General features: G+C 62.7%; 20 protein-coding genes and 1 pseudogene. 7 read left to right on the top strand and 14 right to left on the bottom strand.

Annotated elements, in window-relative coordinates; all coding sequences use genetic code 11:
• Nucleotides 1-186: 186 nt before the first annotated feature.
• The 3 genes from argC to HV744_RS28960 all read right to left on the bottom strand — a co-directional run bounded on the left by argC (nucleotide 187) and on the right by HV744_RS28960 (nucleotide 2755).
• On the bottom strand, nucleotides 187-1134 hold the full coding sequence (gene argC, locus HV744_RS28970) for an N-acetyl-gamma-glutamyl-phosphate reductase (RefSeq protein WP_175152791.1): 948 nt from the start codon (nucleotides 1132-1134) through the stop codon (nucleotides 187-189).
• Nucleotides 1135-1346: 212 nt separating this feature from the next.
• Complete coding sequence (locus HV744_RS28965) at nucleotides 1347-1919, bottom strand: flavodoxin family protein (RefSeq protein ID WP_175152790.1); 573 nt, start codon at nucleotides 1917-1919, stop codon at nucleotides 1347-1349.
• Between the two features lie 227 nt (nucleotides 1920-2146).
• Nucleotides 2147-2755, bottom strand: coding sequence for a YbhB/YbcL family Raf kinase inhibitor-like protein (locus tag HV744_RS28960; RefSeq protein WP_175152789.1), 609 nt, complete (start codon nucleotides 2753-2755; stop codon nucleotides 2147-2149).
• A gap of 264 nt (nucleotides 2756-3019) precedes the next feature.
• Between HV744_RS28960 and HV744_RS28955 the strand changes: the two genes are divergently transcribed.
• Nucleotides 3020-3709: a response regulator gene (locus HV744_RS28955; RefSeq protein WP_175152788.1), complete on the top strand. Its 690-nt coding sequence runs from the start codon at nucleotides 3020-3022 to the stop codon at nucleotides 3707-3709.
• Nucleotides 3710-3798: 89 nt separating this feature from the next.
• On the opposite strand, the gene HV744_RS28950 is transcribed toward HV744_RS28955, so the two are convergent.
• The gene (locus HV744_RS28950) at nucleotides 3799-4485 is read right to left on the bottom strand and encodes an orotate phosphoribosyltransferase (RefSeq protein WP_075303305.1); all 687 of its coding nucleotides are present in this window, start codon (nucleotides 4483-4485) and stop codon (nucleotides 3799-3801) included.
• 374 nt (nucleotides 4486-4859) lie between these two features.
• Between HV744_RS28950 and HV744_RS28945 the strand changes: the two are divergent.
• A pseudogene (locus HV744_RS28945) lies at nucleotides 4860-5015 on the top strand (MFS transporter); the annotation flags it as partial.
• A 233-nt stretch (nucleotides 5016-5248) separates the two neighbouring features.
• Nucleotides 5249-7519, top strand: a complete 2271-nt coding sequence (locus tag HV744_RS28940) for an NADP-dependent malic enzyme (protein WP_175152787.1) — start codon at nucleotides 5249-5251, stop codon at nucleotides 7517-7519.
• Nucleotides 7520-7718: 199 nt separating this feature from the next.
• Here HV744_RS28940 and HV744_RS28935 read toward each other — a convergent pair whose 3' ends face one another.
• Nucleotides 7719-11318, bottom strand: coding sequence for an indolepyruvate ferredoxin oxidoreductase family protein (locus HV744_RS28935; protein ID WP_175152786.1), 3600 nt, complete (start codon nucleotides 11316-11318; stop codon nucleotides 7719-7721).
• Between the two features lie 369 nt (nucleotides 11319-11687).
• Here HV744_RS28935 and HV744_RS28930 point away from each other — a divergent pair, with 369 nt between their 5' ends.
• A complete protein-coding gene (locus HV744_RS28930; RefSeq protein WP_175152785.1) occupies nucleotides 11688-11888 on the top strand; it encodes a hypothetical protein in 201 nt (66 codons plus the stop codon).
• A gap of 172 nt (nucleotides 11889-12060) precedes the next feature.
• Here the strand turns inward: HV744_RS28930 and hppD are convergent, their stop codons facing one another.
• Nucleotides 12061-13158: a 4-hydroxyphenylpyruvate dioxygenase gene (gene hppD / locus HV744_RS28925; RefSeq protein WP_175152784.1), complete on the bottom strand. Its 1098-nt coding sequence runs from the start codon at nucleotides 13156-13158 to the stop codon at nucleotides 12061-12063.
• A gap of 170 nt (nucleotides 13159-13328) precedes the next feature.
• Here hppD and HV744_RS28920 point away from each other — a divergent pair, with 170 nt between their 5' ends.
• Nucleotides 13329-13826, top strand: a complete 498-nt coding sequence (locus HV744_RS28920) for an Lrp/AsnC family transcriptional regulator (protein ID WP_175152783.1) — start codon at nucleotides 13329-13331, stop codon at nucleotides 13824-13826.
• Nucleotides 13827-13920: 94 nt separating this feature from the next.
• Here HV744_RS28920 and HV744_RS28915 read toward each other — a convergent pair whose 3' ends face one another.
• The 8 genes from HV744_RS28915 to paaA form a co-directional block, all read right to left on the bottom strand.
• Nucleotides 13921-14589 (bottom strand): GNAT family N-acetyltransferase, encoded by a 669-nt coding sequence (locus HV744_RS28915; protein WP_175152782.1) that lies wholly within the window; start codon nucleotides 14587-14589, stop codon nucleotides 13921-13923.
• Between the two features lie 238 nt (nucleotides 14590-14827).
• On the bottom strand, nucleotides 14828-15439 hold the full coding sequence (locus HV744_RS28910) for a TetR/AcrR family transcriptional regulator (protein ID WP_175152781.1): 612 nt from the start codon (nucleotides 15437-15439) through the stop codon (nucleotides 14828-14830).
• A 14-nt stretch (nucleotides 15440-15453) separates the two neighbouring features.
• The gene (locus tag HV744_RS28905) at nucleotides 15454-16266 is read right to left on the bottom strand and encodes a DUF1835 domain-containing protein (protein ID WP_175152780.1); all 813 of its coding nucleotides are present in this window, start codon (nucleotides 16264-16266) and stop codon (nucleotides 15454-15456) included.
• Between the two features lie 145 nt (nucleotides 16267-16411).
• A complete protein-coding gene (gene paaE, locus HV744_RS28900) occupies nucleotides 16412-17500 on the bottom strand; it encodes a 1,2-phenylacetyl-CoA epoxidase subunit PaaE (protein ID WP_175152779.1) in 1089 nt (362 codons plus the stop codon).
• 1 nt (nucleotide 17501) lies between these two features.
• Complete coding sequence (paaD, locus tag HV744_RS28895; RefSeq protein WP_175152778.1) at nucleotides 17502-18044, bottom strand: 1,2-phenylacetyl-CoA epoxidase subunit PaaD; 543 nt, start codon at nucleotides 18042-18044, stop codon at nucleotides 17502-17504.
• A gap of 7 nt (nucleotides 18045-18051) precedes the next feature.
• Nucleotides 18052-18855, bottom strand: a complete 804-nt coding sequence (gene paaC, locus HV744_RS28890) for a 1,2-phenylacetyl-CoA epoxidase subunit PaaC (protein ID WP_175152777.1) — start codon at nucleotides 18853-18855, stop codon at nucleotides 18052-18054.
• A 6-nt stretch (nucleotides 18856-18861) separates the two neighbouring features.
• Entirely contained in the window at nucleotides 18862-19146 is a 285-nt protein-coding gene (gene paaB, locus HV744_RS28885; protein ID WP_007179854.1) for a 1,2-phenylacetyl-CoA epoxidase subunit PaaB, read from the bottom strand.
• A gap of 38 nt (nucleotides 19147-19184) precedes the next feature.
• The gene (paaA, locus tag HV744_RS28880) at nucleotides 19185-20183 is read right to left on the bottom strand and encodes a 1,2-phenylacetyl-CoA epoxidase subunit PaaA (RefSeq protein ID WP_175152776.1); all 999 of its coding nucleotides are present in this window, start codon (nucleotides 20181-20183) and stop codon (nucleotides 19185-19187) included.
• A gap of 215 nt (nucleotides 20184-20398) precedes the next feature.
• On the opposite strand from paaA, the gene HV744_RS28875 reads away from it, so the two are divergent.
• Both HV744_RS28875 and HV744_RS28870 read left to right on the top strand, forming a co-directional pair.
• Complete coding sequence (locus HV744_RS28875; RefSeq protein WP_175152775.1) at nucleotides 20399-22021, top strand: NAD(P)/FAD-dependent oxidoreductase; 1623 nt, start codon at nucleotides 20399-20401, stop codon at nucleotides 22019-22021.
• 89 nt (nucleotides 22022-22110) lie between these two features.
• Nucleotides 22111-23376 carry an SGNH/GDSL hydrolase family protein gene (locus HV744_RS28870; RefSeq protein ID WP_175152774.1) on the top strand — a complete coding sequence of 422 codons (1266 nt, stop codon included), beginning with the start codon at nucleotides 22111-22113 and terminating at the stop codon, nucleotides 23374-23376.
• Nucleotides 23377-23666 lie beyond the last annotated feature (290 nt).

The following is a 23666-nucleotide window of genomic DNA, read 5'->3' as shown; positions in this document are numbered from 1 at the left end:
GCCCGTTGTGCGGGGGCGCCGGCTTTGTCGTATTGGCGCTGAATGCGCAGAACTCAGAATTTGTACGAGACGGCCAGGAAGGAAATGATCGGATCGGCCTTTCGACTTGTACGACACCCGACGCCGACAAACGGCCGCAACTTCGCGGCCGGCTCGTTGAAGTAGTACTGGAACTATTCGATTTATTTAGCGTTTCAAACCGGCTTCTTCGGCCGCGCCGATTGCGAGATTCATGCACTGGATCGCCGCGCCCGACGCGCCCTTGCCCAGATTGTCCAGACGCGCGACGGTCACGAAGCGCTCTTCGTTGCCGAACACGAACAGGTCGACGCGGTTGGTGTCGTTGTTCGCCTGCACGTCAAAGAAGCCGCCGTCCAGGTTCGCGTCCGCATCGAACGGCGCGACGCGCACGAAAGCTTCGCCTGCGAAGTATTCGGCGAACAGCGCCTGCACGTCCTGCGGCGTCGCCTTCTTGGCCAGCTGGTTCGGCGAGAAGAAGGTCGTGACCGCGAGACCCTTGTAGAAGTCGCCGACGATCGGCGTGAAGACCGGCGCCGAAGTCAGACCCGTATGCGCGGCCATTTCCGGCAGATGCTTGTGCGTGAGGCCAAGCGCATAAGGACGCGGGCTCTTGAGCCTGTCGTTGCCGCCGGCTTCGTAGTCGGCAATCATTTTCTTGCCGCCGCCGCTGTAGCCGGTGATCGAATAAGCATGCGCGGCGAAGTCGGGCGCTACCACGCCGGCTTCGACGAGCGGACGCATGGCCAGCACGAAGGCCGACGCGTGGCAGCCCGGCACGGCGATGCGTTTGGCCGTGCGCAGACGCTCGCGCTGCGAGCGGGCCAGTTCGGGCAGGCCGTAGGCCCAGTCGGCCACGGTGCGAAACGCGGTGCTCGCGTCGATCAGCACGGTGCGGTCGTTGGCGACCAGCGAAGCGGATTCGCGTGACGCGACATCGGGTAGGCACAGGAACGTGACGTCCGACGCATTGATGAGACGACGCCGCTCTTCGAGGTCTTTGCGCTGCGCTTCTTCGATGCGCAGGATCTCTACGTCGGCGCGTTGCGACAGGTATTCAAAAATCTTCAGGCCGGTCGTGCCTTCCTGTCCGTCGACAAAAACTTTCGTGCTCATCTCGATCTCACTCGCTTGCTGGAAACGGGGGCGCGACGCCGCGCCGGAACGTTATTTTAAGACCTCATGGCCGTGGACGCGCAAAACGGGGTGAAAAAACGACGATGCGCGCTGAAAGTGACATTGGCGTGACCTGTTACGCGGTAGATGCACGCTGATGCCGCCCGGTTCGCGACAGACCGGCGCGCTTGCCACGTCGCGCTCGCCACGTGTTAGCCGCACGCTGCGATCCACCGCGCCGTGACGCCGGCGACGCGGGCGCCGAACATCCGCGCCGTTTCCAGATCGCCGGTGGGCGGCGCTTCTTCAGGCGATGCGTCGGCCGGGGACTGCGTGAGCAATCCGGTAAAGCCGCCTACGTAGTTCAGATCGTTGCGGGTCGCCGCTTTGGTATTCGACGGCATCATGCCGGTGCCCGCCCAGATCATGCTGTGCTGCATAGCCAGCGTGACGAAGTACTGGATCGTCGAGAACTTGTCGCCGTTCATGGTCGCCGAGTTGGTGAAGCCGGCCGCGATCTTGTCTTTCCATGTCTGGCCGAACCACGGTTTCGAACTCGCGTCGGCGAACTTCTTGAAGTCGGCCGACGGGCCGCCCATGTACGTTGGCGCGCCGAAGATGATGGCGTCGGCCGCGGCCAGCTCGGCCCAGCCCGCGTCGTCGATCTCGCCGACCGGCAACAGCTGCGCCTGCGCGCCGGCTTCTACGGTGCCCGCGAGCACGGCTTCGGCGACTTTCTTCGTGTGGCCGTAGCCGCTGTGATAAACGAGGACGATCTTCGACATGGCACTCTCCGGCAGAAGTGAGACTGGATGGGTTCAGGCATGGCAATGATGCGCATGTGCGGTAGCGCGGCACGGACAGGCATTGCGCACACCGCTCTGCCGCACCTTGGCATGCGCGGACGACAGAAATTCCGCGCGGGCGGCGGGCGGTTACGCGATGCAAACCGTACGCCAAGCGAGGCCGTGGCGCCGATGCGTTTCAATCAGGCTGGACTCGGAGGACAAAGCTACCGCCCGTAATTGACCACCATCCGCGCGCTGCCGAGCGACGCGGTGCCGATCTCGTGATCGAACATCAGCGCAGGGCGCCCTTGCGCGAGGCGCAGTTCGGCGGTGCTCAGCGCATAGACGGTGATGATGTAGCGATGGGGTTTGCCCGGGGGCGGACAGGGGCCGCCGTAGCCGTCGATATCGAAGTCGTTCCGTGCTTCGACCGCACCGACTTTCGTGAGGAAACCAGAGGAACTCGCGTTCTCCGGCAAGCTGTCGACTTTCGCCGGAATGCCTGCGACCGCCCAATGCCACCAGCCGCGGCCGGGCGCATCCTGATCGAACATGGTGATCGCAAAGCTGCGCGTGCCCCGCGGCGCGTCGCGCCACGTCAATTGCGGCGAGCGGTTGCCACCTTTGCAATCGTCCTGATTGAAAACTTGCGCGGCTTCCACCGTGCCGCCCGCACGGAAACTGGCGCTCGTCAGCGCAAACGTGCCCTCGGCAAGCGCGCCAGGACTATGCGCCGCGGATAGTGCCAGCCCAAGGCCCAGCATCGCGCAGATAAATAACGGCGTACGGCGCAACGGCGAAGCAAGCGAAACAACCAGGCAACGCAAGCGCATGTGCCGGTTCTCCTGTCAGGGCGCGAGGCGGTTGTCCTCGCGATGGTTCTTGTCCTTCAACGTGCCCCAAGGTCGAATCAAGTCTAACATTAGCTCTGCGATACATCATTGTTGCCATCTACCGGGATTTGCGGATGGGAAATCGGCTATAGTCGGAGGAATTGTCCGCGCGACCGCGGCCCGCGTTCACATTCGTTTGAGTACCCTGCATAGAAAGACATGGTAGAAGTTGTCGAGAGTGGTTTATCAGGCGAGAGGAGGGCGATGCAAGATCCACTCAGGGTCGTGGTCGCCGACGACCATCCGGTTATTCTGTTCGGCGCGGAACACGCGCTGCTCAAGTTTCCCGGCCTCCAGGTCGTCGGGTGCGCGCGGCAGTCAACTGAACTGGTCAAGATGCTGCAAACCGCAGCCTGCGACGTGCTGGTCACGGATCTGGCGATGCCGGGCGGCCAATACGGCGACGGCTTGCAACTGATCGGCTATTTGCGCCGCAATTTCCCGAACCTTCCGATTGTCGTGCTCACCATGCTGGAGAATGCCGCGTTGCTCAAGCGGCTAAGTGAGCTAGGCGTGACGTCGGTCGTCAATAAATCGGACGATCTGAGCCACATTGGGCTCGCGGTGCAGTACGTCAGCCGCAATCTGGAATACATGAGCCCGTCGGTGAAGGCGTCGCTCGATGCGTTGCGCATGAATTCCGGCGGCAAGAGCGACGAAGTGATGTTGTCCAGGCGCGAACTGGAAGTGGTGCGTCTGTTCGTGTCGGGCATGACGATCAAGGAAATCTCGGAGCAACTCAACCGCAGCATCAAGACAATCAGCACGCAGAAAAACACGGCCATGCGCAAGCTCGGTATCGATCGCGATTCCGAATTGTTCCAATATGCGCAGAGCAACGGCTTGCTGAATCTGTCGTCGCATGCGCGGGACAATACGGGCGACGTGACTTAACGCCGCACGCGTGTTGTAGGGCAAAAAAAAAGCCGCCTGTCGTGAAGACAGGCGGCTTTTCTAATTCAATCCGCTAAAAGCGGCTGCGCTTACTGCGGCGTCGAGGTTGCGCCGCCGTGGGCTGCCGACCATTCAGCCGGTGCGTGCAGGAATTTTTCCACTTCGTCGAGCGTCCTGGTGTCGAAGTACTTGTTCTCCTTGGCGACGCGCAACACGTCCCACCACGTGGCCAGTGCGTGCAGATCGACGTCGATGTCTTTCAGCACCGACACGCTTTCCTTGAAGATGTTGTAGTGGAACAGCACGAAGCAGTGGTTCACCGTGGCGCCGGCGGTGCGCAGCGCGTTGATGAAGTTGATCTTGCTGCGGCTGTCGGTGGTCAGGTCTTCGACCAGCAGCACACGTTGACCTTCGGTCAGCAAGCCTTCGATCTGCGCATTACGGCCGAAACCCTTCGGCTTCTTGCGCACGTACTGCATCGGCACCATCAGGCGGTCGGACAGCCATGCCGCGAACGGGATGCCAGCGGTTTCGCCACCGGCGACGGCGTCGATCTGCTCATAGCCGACATCGCGCAGGATGGTGGCTTCAGCCATTTCCATCAGGCCGCGGCGCACGCGCGGGTACGAGATCAGCTTGCGGCAGTCGATATAAACCGGGCTCGCCCAGCCGGACGTGAAAATGTATGGTTTCTCCGCGTTGAAGTGCACTGCCTGAACTTCCAGCAGCATCTTGGCGGTCGTGTCGGAGATCGTCTGGCGATCGAAGCCTGTCATGGGCGGATCCTTGAGTATGAGCGGGGAGAAGCGGGCGCGGAGCCCGGTGGCGCAACAAGCGGGGTATGCCGCGCCATGCTGGGCGGAATACGCTGCCGGTCAGTGGAGTGCAGGCCGGCTGTTGCTGCGCGCGTAGGCCGACATTTTACCCGAAACCGACCCTTCCGAGGAGGCTGTCGTGCGCGGCCATCGTGAATGAGCGTCATCGCGGCCGCGCCGGGCAGGCTTTGCGGGCCGTGCTGGAAGCGGGCTCCCGTTTCCGTCCCGCAGTACTTTTGGCTGGCTTGTGAGCCGCCTGGGGCGCCTTTACACTCACGCGAATTTCTCGGGCGCCGCCTCGCGTGGCGGCCCATTTGACCTACGGAATGCTTTCAATGACCGCCGCCGCCGCCTCCTCCGCCACCGACACCCGCACATCCGATCAAAATGGCTACGCGGGCCGCGCATTGCTCGCGTCGGTGCTCGGTTACGCGATGGACGGCTTCGATCTACTGATCCTCGGTTTCATGCTGCCGGCGATCGCCGCCGACCCCTGTTTCGCCGATGGTGAGTCGTGTTAACCACTCAGTGCATCGACGCATGCGGGGTGTACACTAACCGACCCGCGAAGCACTCCGCATGTCCTGTTCGTCGTCGCGGCTCAACGCCGCGCCTACCCGGTGCATGCGCAAACCGCCTCGGTCGGTGTTTCATTCGACAGTTGCAGGCGACGCCAGCTATGCGGTGTGCCGGGCCCAATTTCTTACGTCTCGCAGGCTAAAAAATGGACGAACAACTTAAGCAAAGCGCTCTCGCATACCACCAGAATCCGAAACCCGGCAAGATTTCGGTCACGCCCACCAAGCCGCTATCGAATCAGCTCGATCTGTCGCTCGCGTATTCGCCGGGTGTCGCCGCGGCGTGTATGGCGATCTTCGACGAACCGCTGGACGCGCAGAAGTACACGTCGCGCGGCAACCTCGTCGGCGTGATCACGAACGGCACGGCTGTGCTCGGCCTCGGCAACATCGGCCCGCTCGCCGCGAAGCCGGTGATGGAAGGCAAGGGTTGTCTGTTCAAGAAGTTTGCCGGCATCGACGTGTTCGACATCGAGCTCTCCGAGTCCGATCCGGACAAGCTGGTTGAAGCGATCGCGATGCTCGAGCCCACGCTGGGCGGCATCAACCTCGAAGACATCAAGGCGCCCGAGTGCTTCTACATCGAGAAGAAGCTGCGCGAGCGCATGAAGATTCCAGTCTTCCACGACGATCAGCACGGCACCGCGATCATCGCTTCGGCGGCGATCCTGAACGGCCTGAAAGTGGTCGGCAAGAAGCTCGACGAAGTGAAGCTGGTGTGTTCGGGCGCGGGCGCGGCGGCGATCGCGTGTCTGGATCTGCTGGTGAACCTGGGTCTGTCGAAGGAGCACATTCTCGTTACCGATTCCAAGGGCGTGATCTACGAAGGCCGCGGCAACCTCGATCCGTCGAAGGAACGTTACGCGGCGAACACCGAAGCGCGCACGCTGGCCGACGCGATCCGCGGCGCCGACGTGTTCCTCGGCTGCTCGAGCGCGGGCGTGCTGAAGCCGGAAATGGTCGTCGAAATGGGCACCCGGCCGCTGATTCTCGCGCTGGCGAATCCGGAGCCGGAAATCCGCCCGGAAGAAGCGAAGAAAGTTCGCCCCGACTGCATCATCGCGACGGGCCGTTCGGACTACCCGAACCAGGTCAACAACGTGCTGTGCTTCCCGTTCATCTTCCGCGGCGCGCTGGATGTCGGCGCAACCACGATCACGGAAGAAATGAAGCTCGCATGCGTGCGCGCGATCGCCGAACTGGCCGAAGAAACCGATCAGGGCGATGAAGTCGCGAAGGCTTACGAAGGCCACTCGCTGGAATTCGGTCCGGAGTACCTGATTCCGAAGCCGTTCGATCCGCGCCTGATCATCAAGATCGCGCCGGCCGTCGCGCAAGCGGCGATGGATTCGGGCGTCGCGACCCGTCCGATCAAGGACATGGACGCGTACCGCGAAGAACTTGGCGCGACGGTGTATCGCACCGGCATGGTGATGCGTCCGGTGTTCGCCGCGGCGAAGTCCGAGCCGGCGCGCATCGTGTTCGCCGAAGGTGAAGACGAGCGCGTGCTGCGCGCCGCGCAATTCGTGCTGCTGGAAAAGATCGCCAGGCCGATTCTGGTCGGCCGTCCGTCGGTGATCGAGATGCGTCTGAAGAAGATGGGCTCGAAGCTCAAGTGCGGCGAAGACGTCGAGATCGTCGATCCGGAAGACGATCCGCGCTACCAGAAATGCTGGCAGGCGTACCACGAACTCGGCGCGCGCGAAGGCGTCACGCCGGACGTCGCGAAGGCCGCGATGCGCAAGTTCAACACGCTGATCGGCGCGATCCTCGTGCGTCTCGGCGAAGCAGACGGCATGATCTGCGGGATGATCGGCCAGTACCACACCCATCTGAATTTCATCGATCAGGTGCTGGGCAAGGCGGACGACGTGCAGAACTTCGCCGCGATGAATCTGCTGATGCTGCCGGGCCGCAATCTGTTCATCTGCGACACGTACGTGAACGAAACGCCGACCGCCGAACAGCTCGCCGACATGACGATGCTGGCTGCGGGCGAAATCGAGAAGTTCGGTATCACGCCGAAGGTGGCCTTGCTGTCGAACTCGAACTTCGGCAGCGCGCCGTCATCGTCGTCGCAACGGATGGCCGCGGCTCGCAAGCTGATTACGGAACGCGCGCCGACGCTTGAAATCGATGGTGAGATGCACGGCGATGCGGCATTGTCGGAAGCGGTCCGCAAGGCTGCGTTCCCGGGCACGACGCTGACCGGCGAAGCGAACCTGCTGATCATGCCGAACGTCGAAGCGGCGAACATCACGTACAACCTGCTGAAGATGATCGGCGGCGAAGGCGTGACGGTCGGTCCGATCCTGCTGGGCGCGGCAAAGCCGGTGCACGTCCTGACGCCGGCTGCGACCGTGCGCCGGATCATCAACATGACGGCGGTGGCTTCGGCGAACGCACGCAAGGCGTGAACGCGAAGTCATGCGGATGGCTTGAGGGTTGAAGCGGCGCTGCATCGAGGCGTTTGCGATGAACCGGTGAGAGCGCCACGGAAGTTGATTCCGTGGCGTTTTTCTATCGCAGGAAAAAGGCGGCTGTCCGTGAGGACAGCCGCCTTTCCATTTCAGACAGCCTTAGACCGATGCTCCGGTCAAGCCAATTGCATCACGCTTAGGCCGCGTGTTGCGTGCTGCCAGCCTCCGCCGAACGCCAGCGAGTCAGCAACTCGTTCCACTTGATCCGCACGCCCTTCAGGTTGTTTTCCTTCACGTGGCCATAACCGCGGATGCCGTCCGGCAGATTCGCCAGTTCTATCGCGAGTTCACGCTTCTGCGCATTCAGCCCGCCGATCAGTTCGCGCACCAGTGCCTCGTATTCGACGATCAGCGCGCGTTCGGTACGACGCTCGTCCGTCTTGCCGAAGACGTCGAACGCGGTGCCGCGCAGGAACTTGAGTTTGGCCAGCACGTGCATCGCGCTGAAGACCCAGGGACCGTACTTCTTTTTCACCAGATGACCTTGAGCGTCCTTTTTCGAGAACGTCGGCGGCGCAAGGTGAATATGCAGCTTCCAGTCGCCTTCGAAATTCGCCTTCAGTTTTTCGATGAACGCCGGGTCGCTGTACAGCCGGGCGACTTCGTACTCGTCCTTGTACGCCATCAGCTTGTGCAGATTCTTCGCGACCGCTTCGGTCAGCGGCAACTGGCCGTCGACCGAATCGAGCGCCGCTTCCGCCACCCGCACTTCCGACACCAGTGCGCGATAACGATCGGCGTACGCACGGTTTTGCCATGCCGCGAGGTAGTCGGCGCGTTTGTTGATCACCGTGTCGAGCGCCTTCGGCGTGTGCAGCGCGATGATCTTGCTGCTCGCCGTTTCGGCCGCGGCACCGCGTCCTTGCGATTGCGCGAGCTTGCGCACCGCGGCAAGATCGTGGGCGGCGCGGCGGCCCCATTCGAATGCCGCCCGGTTCTTCTCGATCTGCACGTTGTTCAACTCGATTGCGCGCATCAGCGACCGATACGTCAGCGGCACCCAGCCGCGTTGCCATGCGTAACCGAGCACGAACGGATTCGTATAGATCGCATCGCCGAGCAGCGCGACCGCGAAGTGATTCGCGTCGACCGTATCGACACCCTCGTCGCCCGCGCCGGCGCGCACGTCGGCTTCCGTGCTGCTGCCGGGGAAGCGCCAGTTGGGATTCTTGATCAGTTCAGCGGTCGGCGTGTGCGCGCTGTTCAGCACGACGCGCGTGCGGCCCGCCTGCATCCGCGACACGCATTCGTCGCTGGCGGTGACGATCGCATCGCAGCCGATCACGAGGCTCGCTTCGCCCATCGCGATACGGGTCGCGTGAATGTCGGCCGGATGTGTCGCGATCTGCACGTGGCTCATCACGGCGCCGCCTTTCTGCGCGAGGCCGGTGACGTCGAGCACGGTGACGCCCTTGTTCTCCAGATGCGCGGCCATGCCGAGCAGCGCGCCGATCGTCACGACGCCCGTGCCGCCGACGCCCGTGACCAGCACGCCATAAGGACGGTCGATCGCCGGCAACTCCGGTTCCGGCACCGGCGGCATCGCGTCGCCGCCCGCGGCCGCGGCTGCCTTCGGCTTGCGCAACTGACCGCCTTCAACGGAGACGAAGCTCGGGCAGAACCCGTTCACGCACGAAAAATCCTTGTTGCAGGTCGATTGGTTGATCTGACGCTTCGTGCCGTACTCGGTGTCGAGCGGCTCGACCGACAGGCAATTCGACTTCACCGAACAATCACCGCAGCCTTCGCACACGGCCTCGTTGATCACGACGCGCCGCGCCGGATCCGGATAGGTGCCGCGTTTCCTGCGACGGCGCTTCTCGGTCGCGCAAGTCTGGTCGTAGATCAGGATCGTGGTGCCGACAATTTCGCGCAACTGGCGCTGCACTTCGTCGAGTTTGTCGCGATGGTGGATGTCGATCCCCGGCGCGAGCCCGACGTTCCCTGGGTACTTCTCCGGCTCGTCAGTGACGATCACGATTTTGCTCGCGCCTTCGGCGGCGAGCTGATGCGTGATCTGCGGCACGGTCAGCACCCCGTCGACCGGCTGGCCGCCCGTCATGGCGACCGCATCGTTGTAGAGCAGCTTGTAAGTGATGTTCGCCTTCGACGCGATCGCCGCGCGAATCGCCAGCAGCCCCGAGTGGAAGTAGGTGCCGTCGCCGAGGTTGGCGAATACGTGCTTGTCGTTGGTGAACGGCGCCTGGCCGATCCACGCGACGCCTTCGCCGCCCATCTGGCTGAAGGTGCTGGTGCTGCGGTCCATCCAGACCGTCATGTAATGGCAGCCGATGCCGGCCATCGCGCGCGAACCTTCCGGCACATTGGTCGACGTGTTGTGCGGGCAACCCGAGCAGAACCACGGCTTGCGCTCGGCTTCCACGCGCGGGCGCGCGAGCGCTTTTTCCTTCGCTTCGATCACCGCGATGCGTGCGGCGATGCGAGCGCGCACGTCCGATGGCAGATCGAACTTGTCGAGCCGTGTCGCAATCGCCTTCGCGATGATCGCCGGCGAGAGTTCGTAGTGCGCCGGCAGCAGCCAGTTGCCCATCGGCACTGACCATTCGCCGCCCGCGCCGTCCTTTTCGTCGAACTTGCCGAACACGCGCGGACGCTGCGCGTCAGGCCAGTTGTACAGTTCTTCCTTGATCGCGTATTCGAGAATCTGGCGCTTTTCTTCGACCACCAGAATTTCGTCGAGACCGCGCGCGAAGGCATGCGCGCCTTGCGCTTCGAGCGGCCATACGCAGCCGACCTTGTAGAGCCGGATGCCGATGCGCGAACAGGTTTCGTCGTCGAGACCGAGGTCGGTCAACGCCTGACGCACGTCGAGATAGGCCTTGCCGCCGGTCATGATGCCGAAGCGCGCATGCGGCGAATCGATTTCGACGCGATCCAGTTTGTTCGCGCGCACGTAGGCGAGCGCGGCATACCACTTGTAGTCGAGCAGACGCGCTTCCTGCACCAGCGGCGGATCGGGCCAGCGGATGTTCAGGCCGCCCTCGGGCATCACGAAGTCGTCCGGCAGGATGATCTCCGTGCGGTGCGGATCGATATCCACCGAAGCGGACGATTCGACCACATCGGTCACGCACTTCATCGCCACCCACAGGCCGGAGTAGCGGCTCATCGCCCAGCCGTGCAGACCGAAGTCGAGATATTCCTGCACGTTCGACGGGAACAGCACCGGCAGACCGCAGGCCTTGAAGATGTGCTCGGACTGATGCGCGAGCGTCGACGATTTGGCCGCATGGTCGTCGCCGGCGAGCACGAGAACGCCACCGTGCCGCGATGAGCCTGCCGAGTTGCCGTGCTTGAAGACGTCGCCGGAACGGTCGACGCCGGGGCCCTTGCCGTACCACATCGAGAACACGCCGTCGTATTTGGCGCTCGGGTACAGATTGACCTGTTGCGAGCCCCAGACGGAGGTCGCGGCGAGGTCTTCGTTGACGCCGGGCTGGAACACGACCTGATGCGCGGCGAGATGCTGTTTCGCCTTCCACAGAGATTGGTCGAGTCCGCCGAGTGGCGATCCACGGTAACCGGAGATGAAGCCGGCAGTATTGAGTCCGGCGGCCCGGTCGCGTTCCTGCTGCAGCATCGGCAGACGCACCAGCGCCTGGATGCCGCTCATGTACGCGCGGCCGCGTTCGAGGGTGTATTTGTCGTCGAGCGTGACGGAAGACAACGCGGCTTCGAGCGAGGCTCGCTGACCTGCGTCTAGCGGGGCATTCATTATGTGTACTCCTCCACTCAGTTTGGGATCACCAAAACTTGTGTTGGGCCGTGGCATCTTGTGAATGCGGAGGGCCGGGGCCGTCATATTGACGTGTTTTAAGTGATGGTAGCACTGGTGGAAACCCGCCGCAGCGCGCCAAAAGCTCGTGTGCAGCGGGCTTGGCGGACGCGCGCAAGCGCTTTCCATGCGCTTTCTGTCCATTTTGGGTCGTGTCGCGAGGGCGCCTGTAACAAGCTGTAAAAGCTACAAAATCATGGAACCGCAGAGTAAATCCCTGTCTAACCGGGCACCTGTGAGCAATGTCTACGCAACGCTCCGCATTCGGCGGAGCTTCAGGACAACAGGGCAGTTAGAAAAGGAGTACGCATGAACACCAGAAACATCCAGACCTTCCTGATGGTCTCCGCCGCATTTTTCGCCATGAGCGCGCCGGTGCGCTCGAACCCGGGCAGCGCAGGGGCTCTGTCGAACGCGATTAGCCGGACGGCGCACGTCGCGCCCGCACGCATTGCAATGGATCGCGTCACGCGTTCCAGCAAGGCGGACGAGGAAAACCAGAATTCGTGACGCGCCGCTGAGGCGGTGCGTCGGTTGATAACCGGCCGTTGTCCGTTTGAATTCCACTTGAGGCAACGGCGCAAATGAAAGGGGCGGGGATCGTGAGATCCTCGCCCCTTTCATTTTTATTGGTATTTCGCAGGTTCCGCGCGGCCGCGAGTCGGATGCTGGTTGCCAGTCGTCAGGCTTTGTCCTGCACCACACCACGGCGAATCTGATCCAGTTCGATCGATTCGAACAGCGCCTTGAAGTTGCCCTCGCCGAAGCCCTGGTTGCCCTTGCGCTGGATGATCTCGAAGAAGATCGGGCCGATCTGGTTTTCGGTGAAGATCTGCAGCAGCAGGTCTTCCGGCGCGCCGTCGATCAGGATCTTGCGCTTGCGCAGTTCGTCCAGCGGCTCACCGTGATTCGGCACGCGGCGATCGACCAGTTCATAGTAAGTGTCGATCGTATCGAGCAACGAAATGTTCGCGGCGCGCAACCCGTCCACCGTGCGATAGATGTCGTTGCTGCCGAGCGCGATGTGCTGAATGCCTTCGCCGTGATACGCGTCCAGATACTCCTGAATCTGGCCGGCCGTGTCCGAACCTTCTTCGTTGATCGGAATCCGGATCTTGCCGCACGGCGAAGTCATTGCCTTCGATTTCACGCCCGTCACCTTGCCTTCGATGTCGAAGTAACGCACTTCGCGGAAGTTGAACAGGCGCTCATAGAACTCCGCCCATTCCCGCATGCGGCCGCGGTGCACGTTGTGCGTCAAATGGTCGATGTAGGTCAGGCCGTGGCCAACCGGATTCGGGTTCGCACCCGGAATCGGTTCGAAATCGACGTCGTAAATATCGATGTTGCCGATGCTGTTCGGCGCCGCGCCGTTCTTGCCGCGCCAGCGGTCCACGAAATAGATCAGCGAGTCGCCGATACCTTTGATTGCCGGGATGTTCAACTCCATCGGGCCGGTCTTGTTGTCGAAGCCCCATGCGCCTTTTTCCAACGCCTGCTTGTAGGCCTTGGCCGCGTCCTGAACGCGGAACGCGATCGCGCAGATCGATGGGCCGTGCAGACGCGTGAAGCGTTGCGCGAACGAATCCGGTTCCCCGTTGACGATGAAATTGATCTCGCCCTGGCGATACAGCGTCACGTCTTTGTGACGATGCCGCGCGACGGCGGTGAAGCCCATCTGCTCGAACAACTTGCCGAGTGCTTTCGGATCCGGTGCGGTGTATTCGATGAATTCGAAGCCGTCGGTGCCGAGCGGGTTTTCCCAGGTTGGAACCTGCATTGCCTGTCTCCTGATGTGCGCCGGCGGGTTGCGCGAGCGGGGATAGCGATTAAGTGCGACTGAATGACGCAAGTGTAAAGCCCTGCTCGCGACGAAAACTTGCGAACTTAATCGTGCACCGATACGCTTGCGCTATTTTCTAGCTCAATATTTAGAACGGACGGCAGAAGATGGCCAACATGGAAATCGATGCGATCGACCGACGCATTCTGGCGATCCTTCAGGAGAATGGCCGGCTGTCGAATCAGGAAATCGCCGAGCGTATCAATCTGTCGCCGAGTCCGTGTTTGCGGCGTATTCGCCGGCTGGAGGAGAGCGGCGTGATTCGCGGCTACGTCGCGTTGCTCGACGCGCAACGGCTCGGGCTCGGCTTGCTTGCCTATGTGAATGTGCGGCTGGAGAAAGGCGGCGGTCCGACGCCCAGTCCGCGTGGCGACGTCACACACGCCGATCTGTTTCGTGCGGCGGTTCAGACGTGGCCGGAGGTAGTCGCGTGCTATGCGATGACCGGCGAGATGGATTATTTGCTGCGGGTCCAAGTGGAGGACATGGCGCACTTTTCGCGCTTCGTACAGGATCAGCTGCTGCACCATCCATCAGTGATCGATGTGAGAACGAGCTTCTCGCTGGACAAGATCAAGGAGACGACGGCGCTGCCGATCTTGTGAGCGTGAAGCTAAGGCCCAGGCGGGCAAGCGGCGGGCGAACAAAAAGGGCAGCCGCGAGGGCTGCCCTTTGTCATTTCGCCGAAGCCCAGGCGTTTCAGGCTGCAGCGGCCGTTGTCATGAACGACTCGAACAGCTTGGACGCCTGACGCGCCTGGCGCTTGAGCGCGTAGTCGAACACGGCCGCCTGCTCCTGCAGCATCTCGGCGATGATGCTCGATTGATCCGCCGGCGGCAGGGTCAGATAAGCGTCTGCATCGCCATATGCGTATTCGATCTTCATGCCGGCCTTCTTCGCGATGTGCATCATCGTCGAGTTGCGCGACAGGCAGTGCATGTAAAGCATTGTGACGTGCGTGTTGCGGCTGCGGATGGCGGCGCGCTCGAAGAGCTTCGTGCCGATACCTTGGCCGCGAACACTTTCCAGCACCGACACGCCGAATTCGGCAGTGCGCTTGTCGCCTTCGGCCGGCAGATAGGCCAGGTGACCGACGCCGGTGAGCTCCAGTTGGCTGTTGAACACGCCGAAAACGGTGTCGCGGGTGAAGTCGATCGCGCGGACGTAGTTTTCGATGACGTGGTTCGGCACGATCTGGCCGAAGCGCAGGAGGCGGTCGTCTTCGTCGAGCGCGAGGAAGTGAGCCAGCAGCCGTTCGCGGTCGACAGCGGTGAGTTCGCGGACCAGAGCAGCTGCGCGACCGGCTGGCAGCGACAAACGATCGCGTGGGACGATCGGCTCGGCGGCGCGGGGGTGCATCATATTCATGGTCGGGTTCTCCTTTTAGTCGAGCGGCTTGGTGCACCGCAAAACCGATTTTAGCGGAAAGCGGAGTCGATCACTAGGGAAAACCCGTATCAAATACTGAAGAAGATACCTAAAAATTCGCGCCCTATTTTTACATCATTGATTTAAAAGAAAAAACAAACTGAACAAGCGTTCGTAACACGATGCCGCACGCTCACCATTCTGGGCGGATATCTGTTCTGAATGTTGCTGCTTTGCGTCATTTTGTCGGGACCGTGCTCAAACCGTGCTCCACCATGCCGACCACCTGTTCGGCGAATTCACGGTAGCCCATCCGCCCGTCCGGCTTGAGCCAGGTGAACGTCCAGTTGATCATGCCGAACACCATCATCGTGAGGGCGGTCTGGTTTTCGCGGGTCGCGCGTTCCGGATAAGCGCGCGCCAACTGCCGCGCGAAAGCCGCGACCACGTCGCGCTGACGGTTCAGGATTACCTCGCGCTGGGTGTCGACCAGATACTTCACGTCATTGAGCAGTGCGACGTGCCGGGTGTGCGACGTTTCATACTCGGACAGAAACGCCCGGATCAGCTCGGCGAAGGTTTCCCGCTCGGTGAGTCCGCGCCGCTGGCTGGCGCCTTCCACCTCGGCGATGATCAGCATCAGCCGCTTCGTGTAGCGATCCAGCAAATCGAACAGGATCGCTTCCTTGCTCGCGTAGTAGTGGTACAGGCGCGCTTTCGACGTGCCGCTCGCTGCGGCGAGATCGGCCATCGACGTGCTGGGATAGCTGGTCTGGGCGAATTTCGCCGCCGCCAGTTCGAGAATCTGCTCGCGTTGGGTTTCGTGGTCGGGGGCTCGGGTGCGGGCCATAGTCGTCAGTTTTATTAGTTTGGGCAGGGGGCGAGCGCCGCGCACAACTCCAGCGTACGCCATGCGCTGGCATCGCCGCGCAGCTTGATGCGCCGCGTCGCGGCCATTTCACGCAGGCGCCACAGCACGACGCTGTCGCTGACCAGAAAGCAGAGTTCGGCTGCCATCAGTTCAGCGGCGACGCGCGCGGCGGGCTGCCAGTCTTCGGTGATGTGCCCGAGAATCAGCGCGTCCAGATCGGCGAAGCTGCCGCTCGTGAAGGTGTTGTCGCGCCAGCGCCGCGTCTCGCCGTTCGCGTGTTTGGCTTCCTGCCATTCGAGCGCGAGCCGGCTGATGCGCAGCACGGAAATCGGCGCGGCATCAGGCAAACGGGCTTGCAACACAGCCGGCGCGAACATGCCGACCGACGTCGCGCGATCTTTGCGGCTGTGCGCCCACGCGCCCGGATCGGTGAGGTCGCGAATCGACAGACGCACCTCGTTCAGGCGCTGCGGGCTGTTGCGCAGGTGATAGCACACGCGGCGCAGCATCAATTGATCCGCCGCGCTTTCGCCGTGCCAGACCACCAGATTCGCTTCGCCGCGCGCGATGTTGTCCAGCGCCGCTGCCTGCTCGCGGAATTCCCGCAGGAAATCACGGCGGGTGTCCGCGCTGACGCGATCCCAGAAGTCCGCGCGCACGTCCGGCACGTCGTCGATGCCGCGTAACGGGCCGACTGCCAGATCGTCCCGCAGCGCGTGCACGCGATCGTCGCGGCCGGCTTCGTGGAGTGCGGTGCGCAGTGACTCGGCGGCGACATCGCCGTTGGTGAGGTGGATCGTGCTCATTGGCGGTGGTTTGCTGTGGCAATAACGAAAGGGGCCGCTCGTCGACCGGAACAGACGTCCGATCGCGAGCGGCCCCTAGTGTAAGCGCATCGCCGACCTGCTGAAAGCGTCGCGGACGCCGCATGGGCCGTCCGCCGCGCCTCGTTCAGCGTTCGTCGTAGCTCACCACCACACGATCGCTGACCGGATGGCATTGGCAAGTCAGCACGAAACCGTCACGGATTTCGTGTTCTTCGAGCGTGTAGTTCTTTTCCATCTTCACTTCGCCTTCCAGCACCTTCGCGCGACAGGTGCAGCAGACGCCGCCCTTGCAAGCGTACGGTAGCGCGAGGCCGGCACGCAGGCCGACGTCGAGCACGCTCACGCCCTGATACGGCAGGCGCAGCTTGCGCCGCTTTCCATCGAGCACGATTTCGAGGTCGGCGGCCGGAGTGTCTTCGGTGATCTCGACCGGCGGCACGCCCGCCTGCGGCAGCGGCGAACCGAAGCGCTCCACGTGAACCTTTTCCGACGGCACGCCGGCGGCTTTCAATGCAGCTTCGGCTGCGTCCATCATCGGGCCGGGGCCGCAGATGAAGGCTTCGTCGATCGCGTCGGCCGGCAGCAGATTTTCGAGGAAGGCCGCGCACTTCTGCTGGTCGAGCACGCCGTTGAACAACTCCACGTCCTGCAGATCGTCGGACAGCACGTGATAGAGCACGAAGCGGTTCATGAAGCGGTTCTTCAGATCTTCGAGTTCTTCCGCGAACATGATCTGATCGACGCTGCGGTTGCCGTATATGAGCGTGAAGGTGCTGCGCGGTTCGACTTCGAGCGTCGTCTTGATGATCGCCAACACCGGCGTAATGCCCGAGCCGCCCGAAAACGCGAGGTACTGCTGGCCCTGATCGGCGTTCAGATGGGTGAAGAAGCGGCCGTCCGGCGTCATCACGTCGATCGTGTGGCCGGGCTGCAGCGTGTCGAAGGCGAAGTTCGAGAAACGCCCGCCGCGCACGCGCTTGATGCCGATGCGCAGCTCGCCATCGCGATCGTAGTCGGTGACGCCGACGCAGATCGAATACGAACGGCGCGTTTCTTCACCGTCGATGTGCGTCTTCAGCGTGACGAACTGGCCTTGCGTGAAGCGATAGTGGTCGCGCAGCTCGACCGGGACTTCGAAGGCGACCGAGACCGCGTCGGCGGTTTCGGGCCGCACTTCGCGGATACGCAGCGGATGAAATTGCGGGGTGGCCATATCAGTATGGTTTGAAGTAGTCGAAGGGTTCGCGGCAGTCGAGGCAGCGGTACAAGGCCTTGCAGGCGGTCGAACCGAATTGCGCGAGACGCTCGGTATGCGCCGAGCCGCAACGAGGACAGGACGGCGCCGGCAACGCCCGTGGCATGAAGCGCAGCACTTTTTCCCGCGACGCCGCGGCCGAACCGCAGTTGCCCGTGGGCGGCGCGATGCCGTAGGCACGCAGCTTCTCGCGGGCGTCGGCGGTCATCCAGTCGGTGGTCCAGGCGGGCGCGAGCACGGTGGCGACCCGGAACGGCTTGAGTTCCGCCACGTCGAGCGCATGGGCGACGTCCTCGGCAATCTGCGACATCGCGGGGCAACCGGAATAGGTCGGCGTGATCACGACTTCGAGCGTGCCGTCGGCGGCGCGACGCACGTCGCGCAGAATGCCGAGTTCGCGAATCGACACCACCGGGATCTCCGGGTCGGGCACCGTTTCAAGTACCGCCCAGGCGCGTTCGAGCGCGGCGTCGGCCGTGTGTGTGGCAGTCGAGGTCGTCATCGTCGGATTACCAGGTGGCGCCGGGATGCTGGCGCGCGAGACTCTGCATTTCGGCCAGTACGAAGCCCATGTGCTCGGAATGTTCGCCGTGCTTGCCGGTTGTGATGTGCTTGACCGCTTCGGGTAGCGTCAACGTGGCTTCGTCGAGCGTGGCGCGCACGTCGTCGAGCCATGCCGCTTCGAGATCCGACGTCCGCGGGCCGATGCCGGCCGCGGCGATCGTCTCTTCGACTGCGTCCGTGCTGAAAAACTCGCGCGTGTACGGCAGGAGGTAGTCCAGCGCGGCTTGCGCGCGGCGGTGCGATTCCTCGGTGCCGTCGCCGAAACGGACCAGCCACTCGCTTGCGTGGTGCACGTGATAGCTGGTTTCCTTGATCGACTTCGACGCGATCGCCGCCAGCTGCTCGTCGGTGGAGGTCGTCAACGCGGTCCAGAGATGCGCCATTAACGCCGAGTACAGAAAATTGCGCACGATCGTGACCGCGTAGTCCTTTTCGGCTTGCGCGGTGCCGCACAGCGGGCCGTAATGCGGCAACTCGGCCAGCGTGTAGTTGCCGAATTCGCGTTCGGCGCGGAAGTACGCGTAGTCGTCTTCCGTGCGGCGCTTGCCGTTGAGCTGCTGCTCGAGCGCGGCGGCGTGCGTGTAAAGCAGGCGTGCCTGGCCGATCAGATCGAGGCTCATGTTCGACAGCGCGATATCCTCTTCGAGGATCGGGCCGTGGCCGGACCACTCGGTATTGCGCTGACCGAGGATCAGCGCGTTATCCGCGAGGCGCAGCACGTATTGGAGATGTTGGGGCGTGATGTCCATGGCCGCTTACATGTGGTTGACTTCGTCGGGGAGCGTGTAGAACGTCGGATGGCGGTAAATCTTGTCGCCAGCCGGTTCGAACAGCTCCGCCTTGTCTTCCGGCGCGGACGCCGTGATCGCCGACGACGGCACCACCCAGATGCTGACTCCTTCCTGGCGGCGCGTGTAGACGTCGCGCGCCATGCGCAGCGCCATCGGCGCGTCGGCGGCGTGCAGACTGCCGCAGTGTTTATGGTCGAGCCCCTGCTTGCTGCGCACGAAGACTTCCCAAATCGGCCATTCCTTGTTCATTGCTATCTCCTGATTCTTAGCGTGACGCGCCGCGCTTATCAGGCGGCGTGCTGTTGTGCGCGCTGGCGCTGCTTTTCGGCGTGGGCGAGGGCGGCTTCGCGCACCCAGGCGCCGTCGTTGTGAGCTTTGACGCGGGTGGCGAGGCGCTCGCGGTTGCATGGGCCGTCGCCGTTCACAACACGCCAGAACTCTTCCCAGTCGATGTCGCCGTAGTCGTGATGGCGGCGCGCCTCGTTCCATTTCAGGTCCGGGTCCGGCAGCGTGACGCCGAGCACCTTGGCCTGGTCGACGGTGGCGTCGACGAATTTCTGGCGCAGGTCGTCGTTGGAGATGCGCTTGATACCCCATTTCGACGACTGATTGCTATGGATCGAGTCCTTGTCGCTCGGGCCGAACATCATCAGCACCGGCCACCACCAGCGATTCACGGCCTGCTGGACCAATTCACGTTGCGCGTCGGTGCCGGACATCATCGACATCAGCGCGTCGAAACCCTGGCGCTGGTGGAACGACTCTTCCTTGCAGATGCGGATCATCGCGCGGGCGTACGGGCCGTACGTGCAGCGGCACAGCGGGATCTGGTTCATGATCGCCGCGCCGTCGACCAGCCAGCCGATCACGCCGACGTCAGCCCACGTGGGCGTGGGGTAATTGAAGATGCTCGAATATTTGGCCTTGCCCGCGTGCAGTGCGGCGATCAATTGATCGCGCGACACGCCGAGCGTTTCGGCCGCGCTATATAGATAGAGGCCGTGGCCGGCTTCGTCCTGCACTTTGGCGAGCAGAATCGCTTTGCGCTTCAGGCTGGGGGCGCGCGTGATCCAGTTGCCCTCCGGCAGCATGCCGACGATTTCCGAATGCGCGTGCTGCGAGATTTGCCGTACCAGTGTCTTGCGGTACGCGTCAGGCATCCAGTCCTGAGCCTCGATCTTGCCGTCGGCGGCCATGACCGCATCGAATTGCGCCTGTTCGGGCGAATTCGCGACCGCATCGAGCGGAGCGACATTGCCGGGGATATCCAGGGATTGCGTGTACATGAGGACGCTCTCTGCGGAAGTTGTTTGTGTTGGCACAGTATAAACCAACCGACCGGTCGGTTAATAAATTTTTTGAGGCTGGTCGATCACGCTGATAGGGGCGGCGCGGTTCCGTTGCGGTGGCGTTTCGTCAGCACCGCCGCCCCGTGCCGACACTTAACCTATAAAATTGCGAATTGGTCGCGATTTGCGGCCTTCCCGCATCCCCGGTACTCATGTTACGTCTAAGCGAAATCAAACTCCCGCTCGATCATCCCGAGAGCGACCTCGACGCGGCCGTCCGTGCACGCCTCGCGGAACTCGGTGTGGCTGAAGATGGGCTCATCCGATACACCGTGTTTCGCCGCGCGCACGACGCGCGCAAACGCGCCGACATCAAGCTCACTTACATCGTCGATGTCGAGGTAACGGATGAAGCCGCCGCCCTCAAGCGGCTCGCCGACGTGCCGCATTGCGGCGTGACGCCGGACATGACCTACCGGTTCGTCGCCAAAGCGCCGGCGCCATTGACCGCGTTGCGCCCGGTCGTGATCGGCATGGGGCCGTGCGGCCTGTTTGCCGGATTGATCCTCGCGCAGATGGGCTTCCGGCCGATCATCCTCGAACGCGGCAAGGCCGTGCGCGAGCGCACCAAAGACACCTTCGGGCTGTGGCGCAAGTCGGTGCTCAATCCTGAGTCGAACGTGCAGTTCGGCGAGGGCGGCGCGGGCACGTTCTCGGACGGCAAGCTGTACAGCCAGATCAAGGACCCGAAGCACTACGGCCGCAAGGTGCTCGACGAATTCGTCCGGGCCGGCGCGCCGGAGGACATTCTGTATCTGAGCCGGCCCCATATCGGCACGTTCCGTCTCGTCAGCATGGTTGAAAAGATGCGCGCGACCATCCACGAACTGGGCGGCGAGGTGCGCTTTGAAACCCGCGTCGACGATATTGAAATCGACGGCGGCAAGGTGCGCGGGTTGAAGCTGTCGACCGGCGAGACGCTGCGCTGCGATCATGTCGTGCTGGCGGTCGGCCACAGCGCGCGCGACACCTTCCAGATGCTGAACGACCGCGGCGTCTATATCGAAGCGAAGCCGTTTTCGCTCGGCTTCCGGATCGAGCATCCGCAGGGTTTGATCGATCGCAGCCGTTTCGGCAAATTTGCCGGTCACAAACAGCTGGGCGCCGCCGACTATAAGGTGGTGCATCACTGCAGCAACGGACGCGCGGTGTACAGCTTCTGCATGTGCCCGGGTGGCACGGTGGTGGCGGCGACTTCCGAGCCCGGGCGCGTGGTCACCAACGGGATGAGCCAGTACTCGCGGGCGGAGCGCAATGCCAATGCGGGGATTGTGGTCGGCATTACACCGGACGACTACCCGGGCGGTCCTCTCGCCGGCATCGCTTTTCAGCGCAAATGGGAAGAGCGGGCGTTCGAGCTTGGCGGCGGCCACTATATGGCGCCGGGCCAGTTGGTCGGCGACTTTATCGCCGGCCGGCCGTCCACGTCGCTGGGTTCGGTGGTGCCGTCTTATAAACCCGGCGTGCATCCGACCGATCTCAGTACCGCGCTGCCCGATTACGTGATCGAGGCAATTCGCGAAGCGCTGCCGCAGATGGACAAGAAGATCGCGGGCTTTGCGATGCATGACGCGGTGTTGACGGGCGTCGAAACGAGAACGTCGTCGCCGATTCGTGTGCGTCGCCGGGATGACTATCAGAGCATGAACGTCGAGGGTTTGTATCCAGCGGGCGAGGGAGCTGGGTATGCCGGCGGGATCTACTCGGCGGCGATCGACGGAATCGAAGTCGCTGAAGCGCTTGCGTTGAAAATGACCGGAGCGCAGGCAGCTTGAGTTGGAACGGGCGCAGTGCGTTTGTGGCCGCCCGCGATTGCCGTCGCGATCGGGCACAATGCTCGTTTGGCCTCGAACCGACCTCCCGAATGACCATTCGCACCCTGGCTGCCGCATGCGGCGCGGCGCTGCTTGCCCAATTTGCTGTTTCCTCGACTGTTTTCGCCGCCGACGCCCCTGCGCACTGGGTCGCCGCATGGGCGACGGCGCTGCAACCCATTCCGCAGCGGGCCGATTTGCCGCCGTTGTACCGCGCACCGGAAGTCGCCGGCCGCACCATTCGCCAGATTGTTTATCCGACGTTGTCGGGAAAGTCCGCGCGAGTCCACCTGAGTAATGAGTACGGCAAGACTCCGCTTGTCATCGAGGACTTGCGCATCGCGCGTTCGGCGGGCGGCGCGGCTGTTGTCGGTAACGGCGCGGCGCGCGTGACGTTCGGCGGCAAGAGCGCCGTCAGTGTTCCGGCCGGCGGGGAATTGGACAGCGACCCGGTCGCTATCGAGATCGCCGAAGGCGCGCCGTATGCAATCAGCGCGTTCATGGGACCGGAACAACGGATTGCGGCGTGGCACCGTGTGTCGAACCAGGTGAACTACGTTTCTACGCCGGGCAATCATGCTGCCGACGCTTCTGCCGAAGCATTTCGGGGTCGGTTTACGCAATATGTGTGGGTGACGGGGTTGTCGGTGGAGGCGGCCTCTTCATCGGCTGCGGTCGCCGCGATTGGCGATTCGATCACCGACGGCATGCGCTCCAGCCTGAATCAGAATCGTCGCTGGCCTGACGCGCTGGCTCGTCGGCTGTCCGGCGATCGTTCGATCGCGGTCGTCAATCTCGGCATCAGTGGGAATCGGCTGCTGAGCGACTCCCCTTGCTATGGCGACGCTCTTGAGAGCCGCTTCGACCGCGACGCTTTGCGGCGTCCGGGCGTCAAGACAGCAATTTTGCTGATCGGCATCAACGACATCAATTTCGCGGCGATGCCGCCTCGCAACGGTCTAGACTGCGACTTCCCGCACACCCCGGTGACGGCTGCCGACCTGATCGCCGGGTATCAGCGGCTGATCGCCGTCGCGCGACACGCCGGCGTGAAGGTGTTCGGCGCAACGTTGACGCCGGCGTCGCTGCCGGCGGAGCGGGAAAGCATCCGGCTGGCCGTCAACCAATGGATTCGAACCAGCCACGCTTTCGACGGCGTAGTGGATTTCGACGCGGCGCTGCGAGACCGGGCGCAACCGGACCGCCTGCAACGCGCTCTCGACAGTGGCGATCACATTCATCCTAGCGATGCCGGTTATGCCGCAATGGCCGCAGCGGTTCCTGTGGACGCTGTCGTGAACTCAACCCGCAAGTGAGTCGGCAAGAAATGATTCCGCCAAACGCTTGTCACAGGGCTGATGTTCGCCTACTATTCGCCTCCTCGTTTGCGAACGAGGGCCGCAGCGGAAACCAGCGGCCGTAGCGTCGACAGGGTTTTAAGCGAAAGCGAAAAAATGTTGTTGACGAAACGAAAAAGAGCCTTCATAATCTCATCTCTCTGCTGCTGATGCAGCGACGCAGAACGAAGCGGTGCCGGGTGGTTGAAACGGGTGCGGCGAAGTTGGCGGATCGATCTTTAAAAATTAACAGCCGATAAGTGTGGGCG

The organism is Paraburkholderia ultramafica (genome assembly GCF_902859915.1).
In the GTDB taxonomy this organism is placed as follows: domain Bacteria; phylum Pseudomonadota; class Gammaproteobacteria; order Burkholderiales; family Burkholderiaceae; genus Paraburkholderia; species Paraburkholderia ultramafica.
This window is presented reverse-complemented; position numbering and strand designations above follow the sequence as displayed.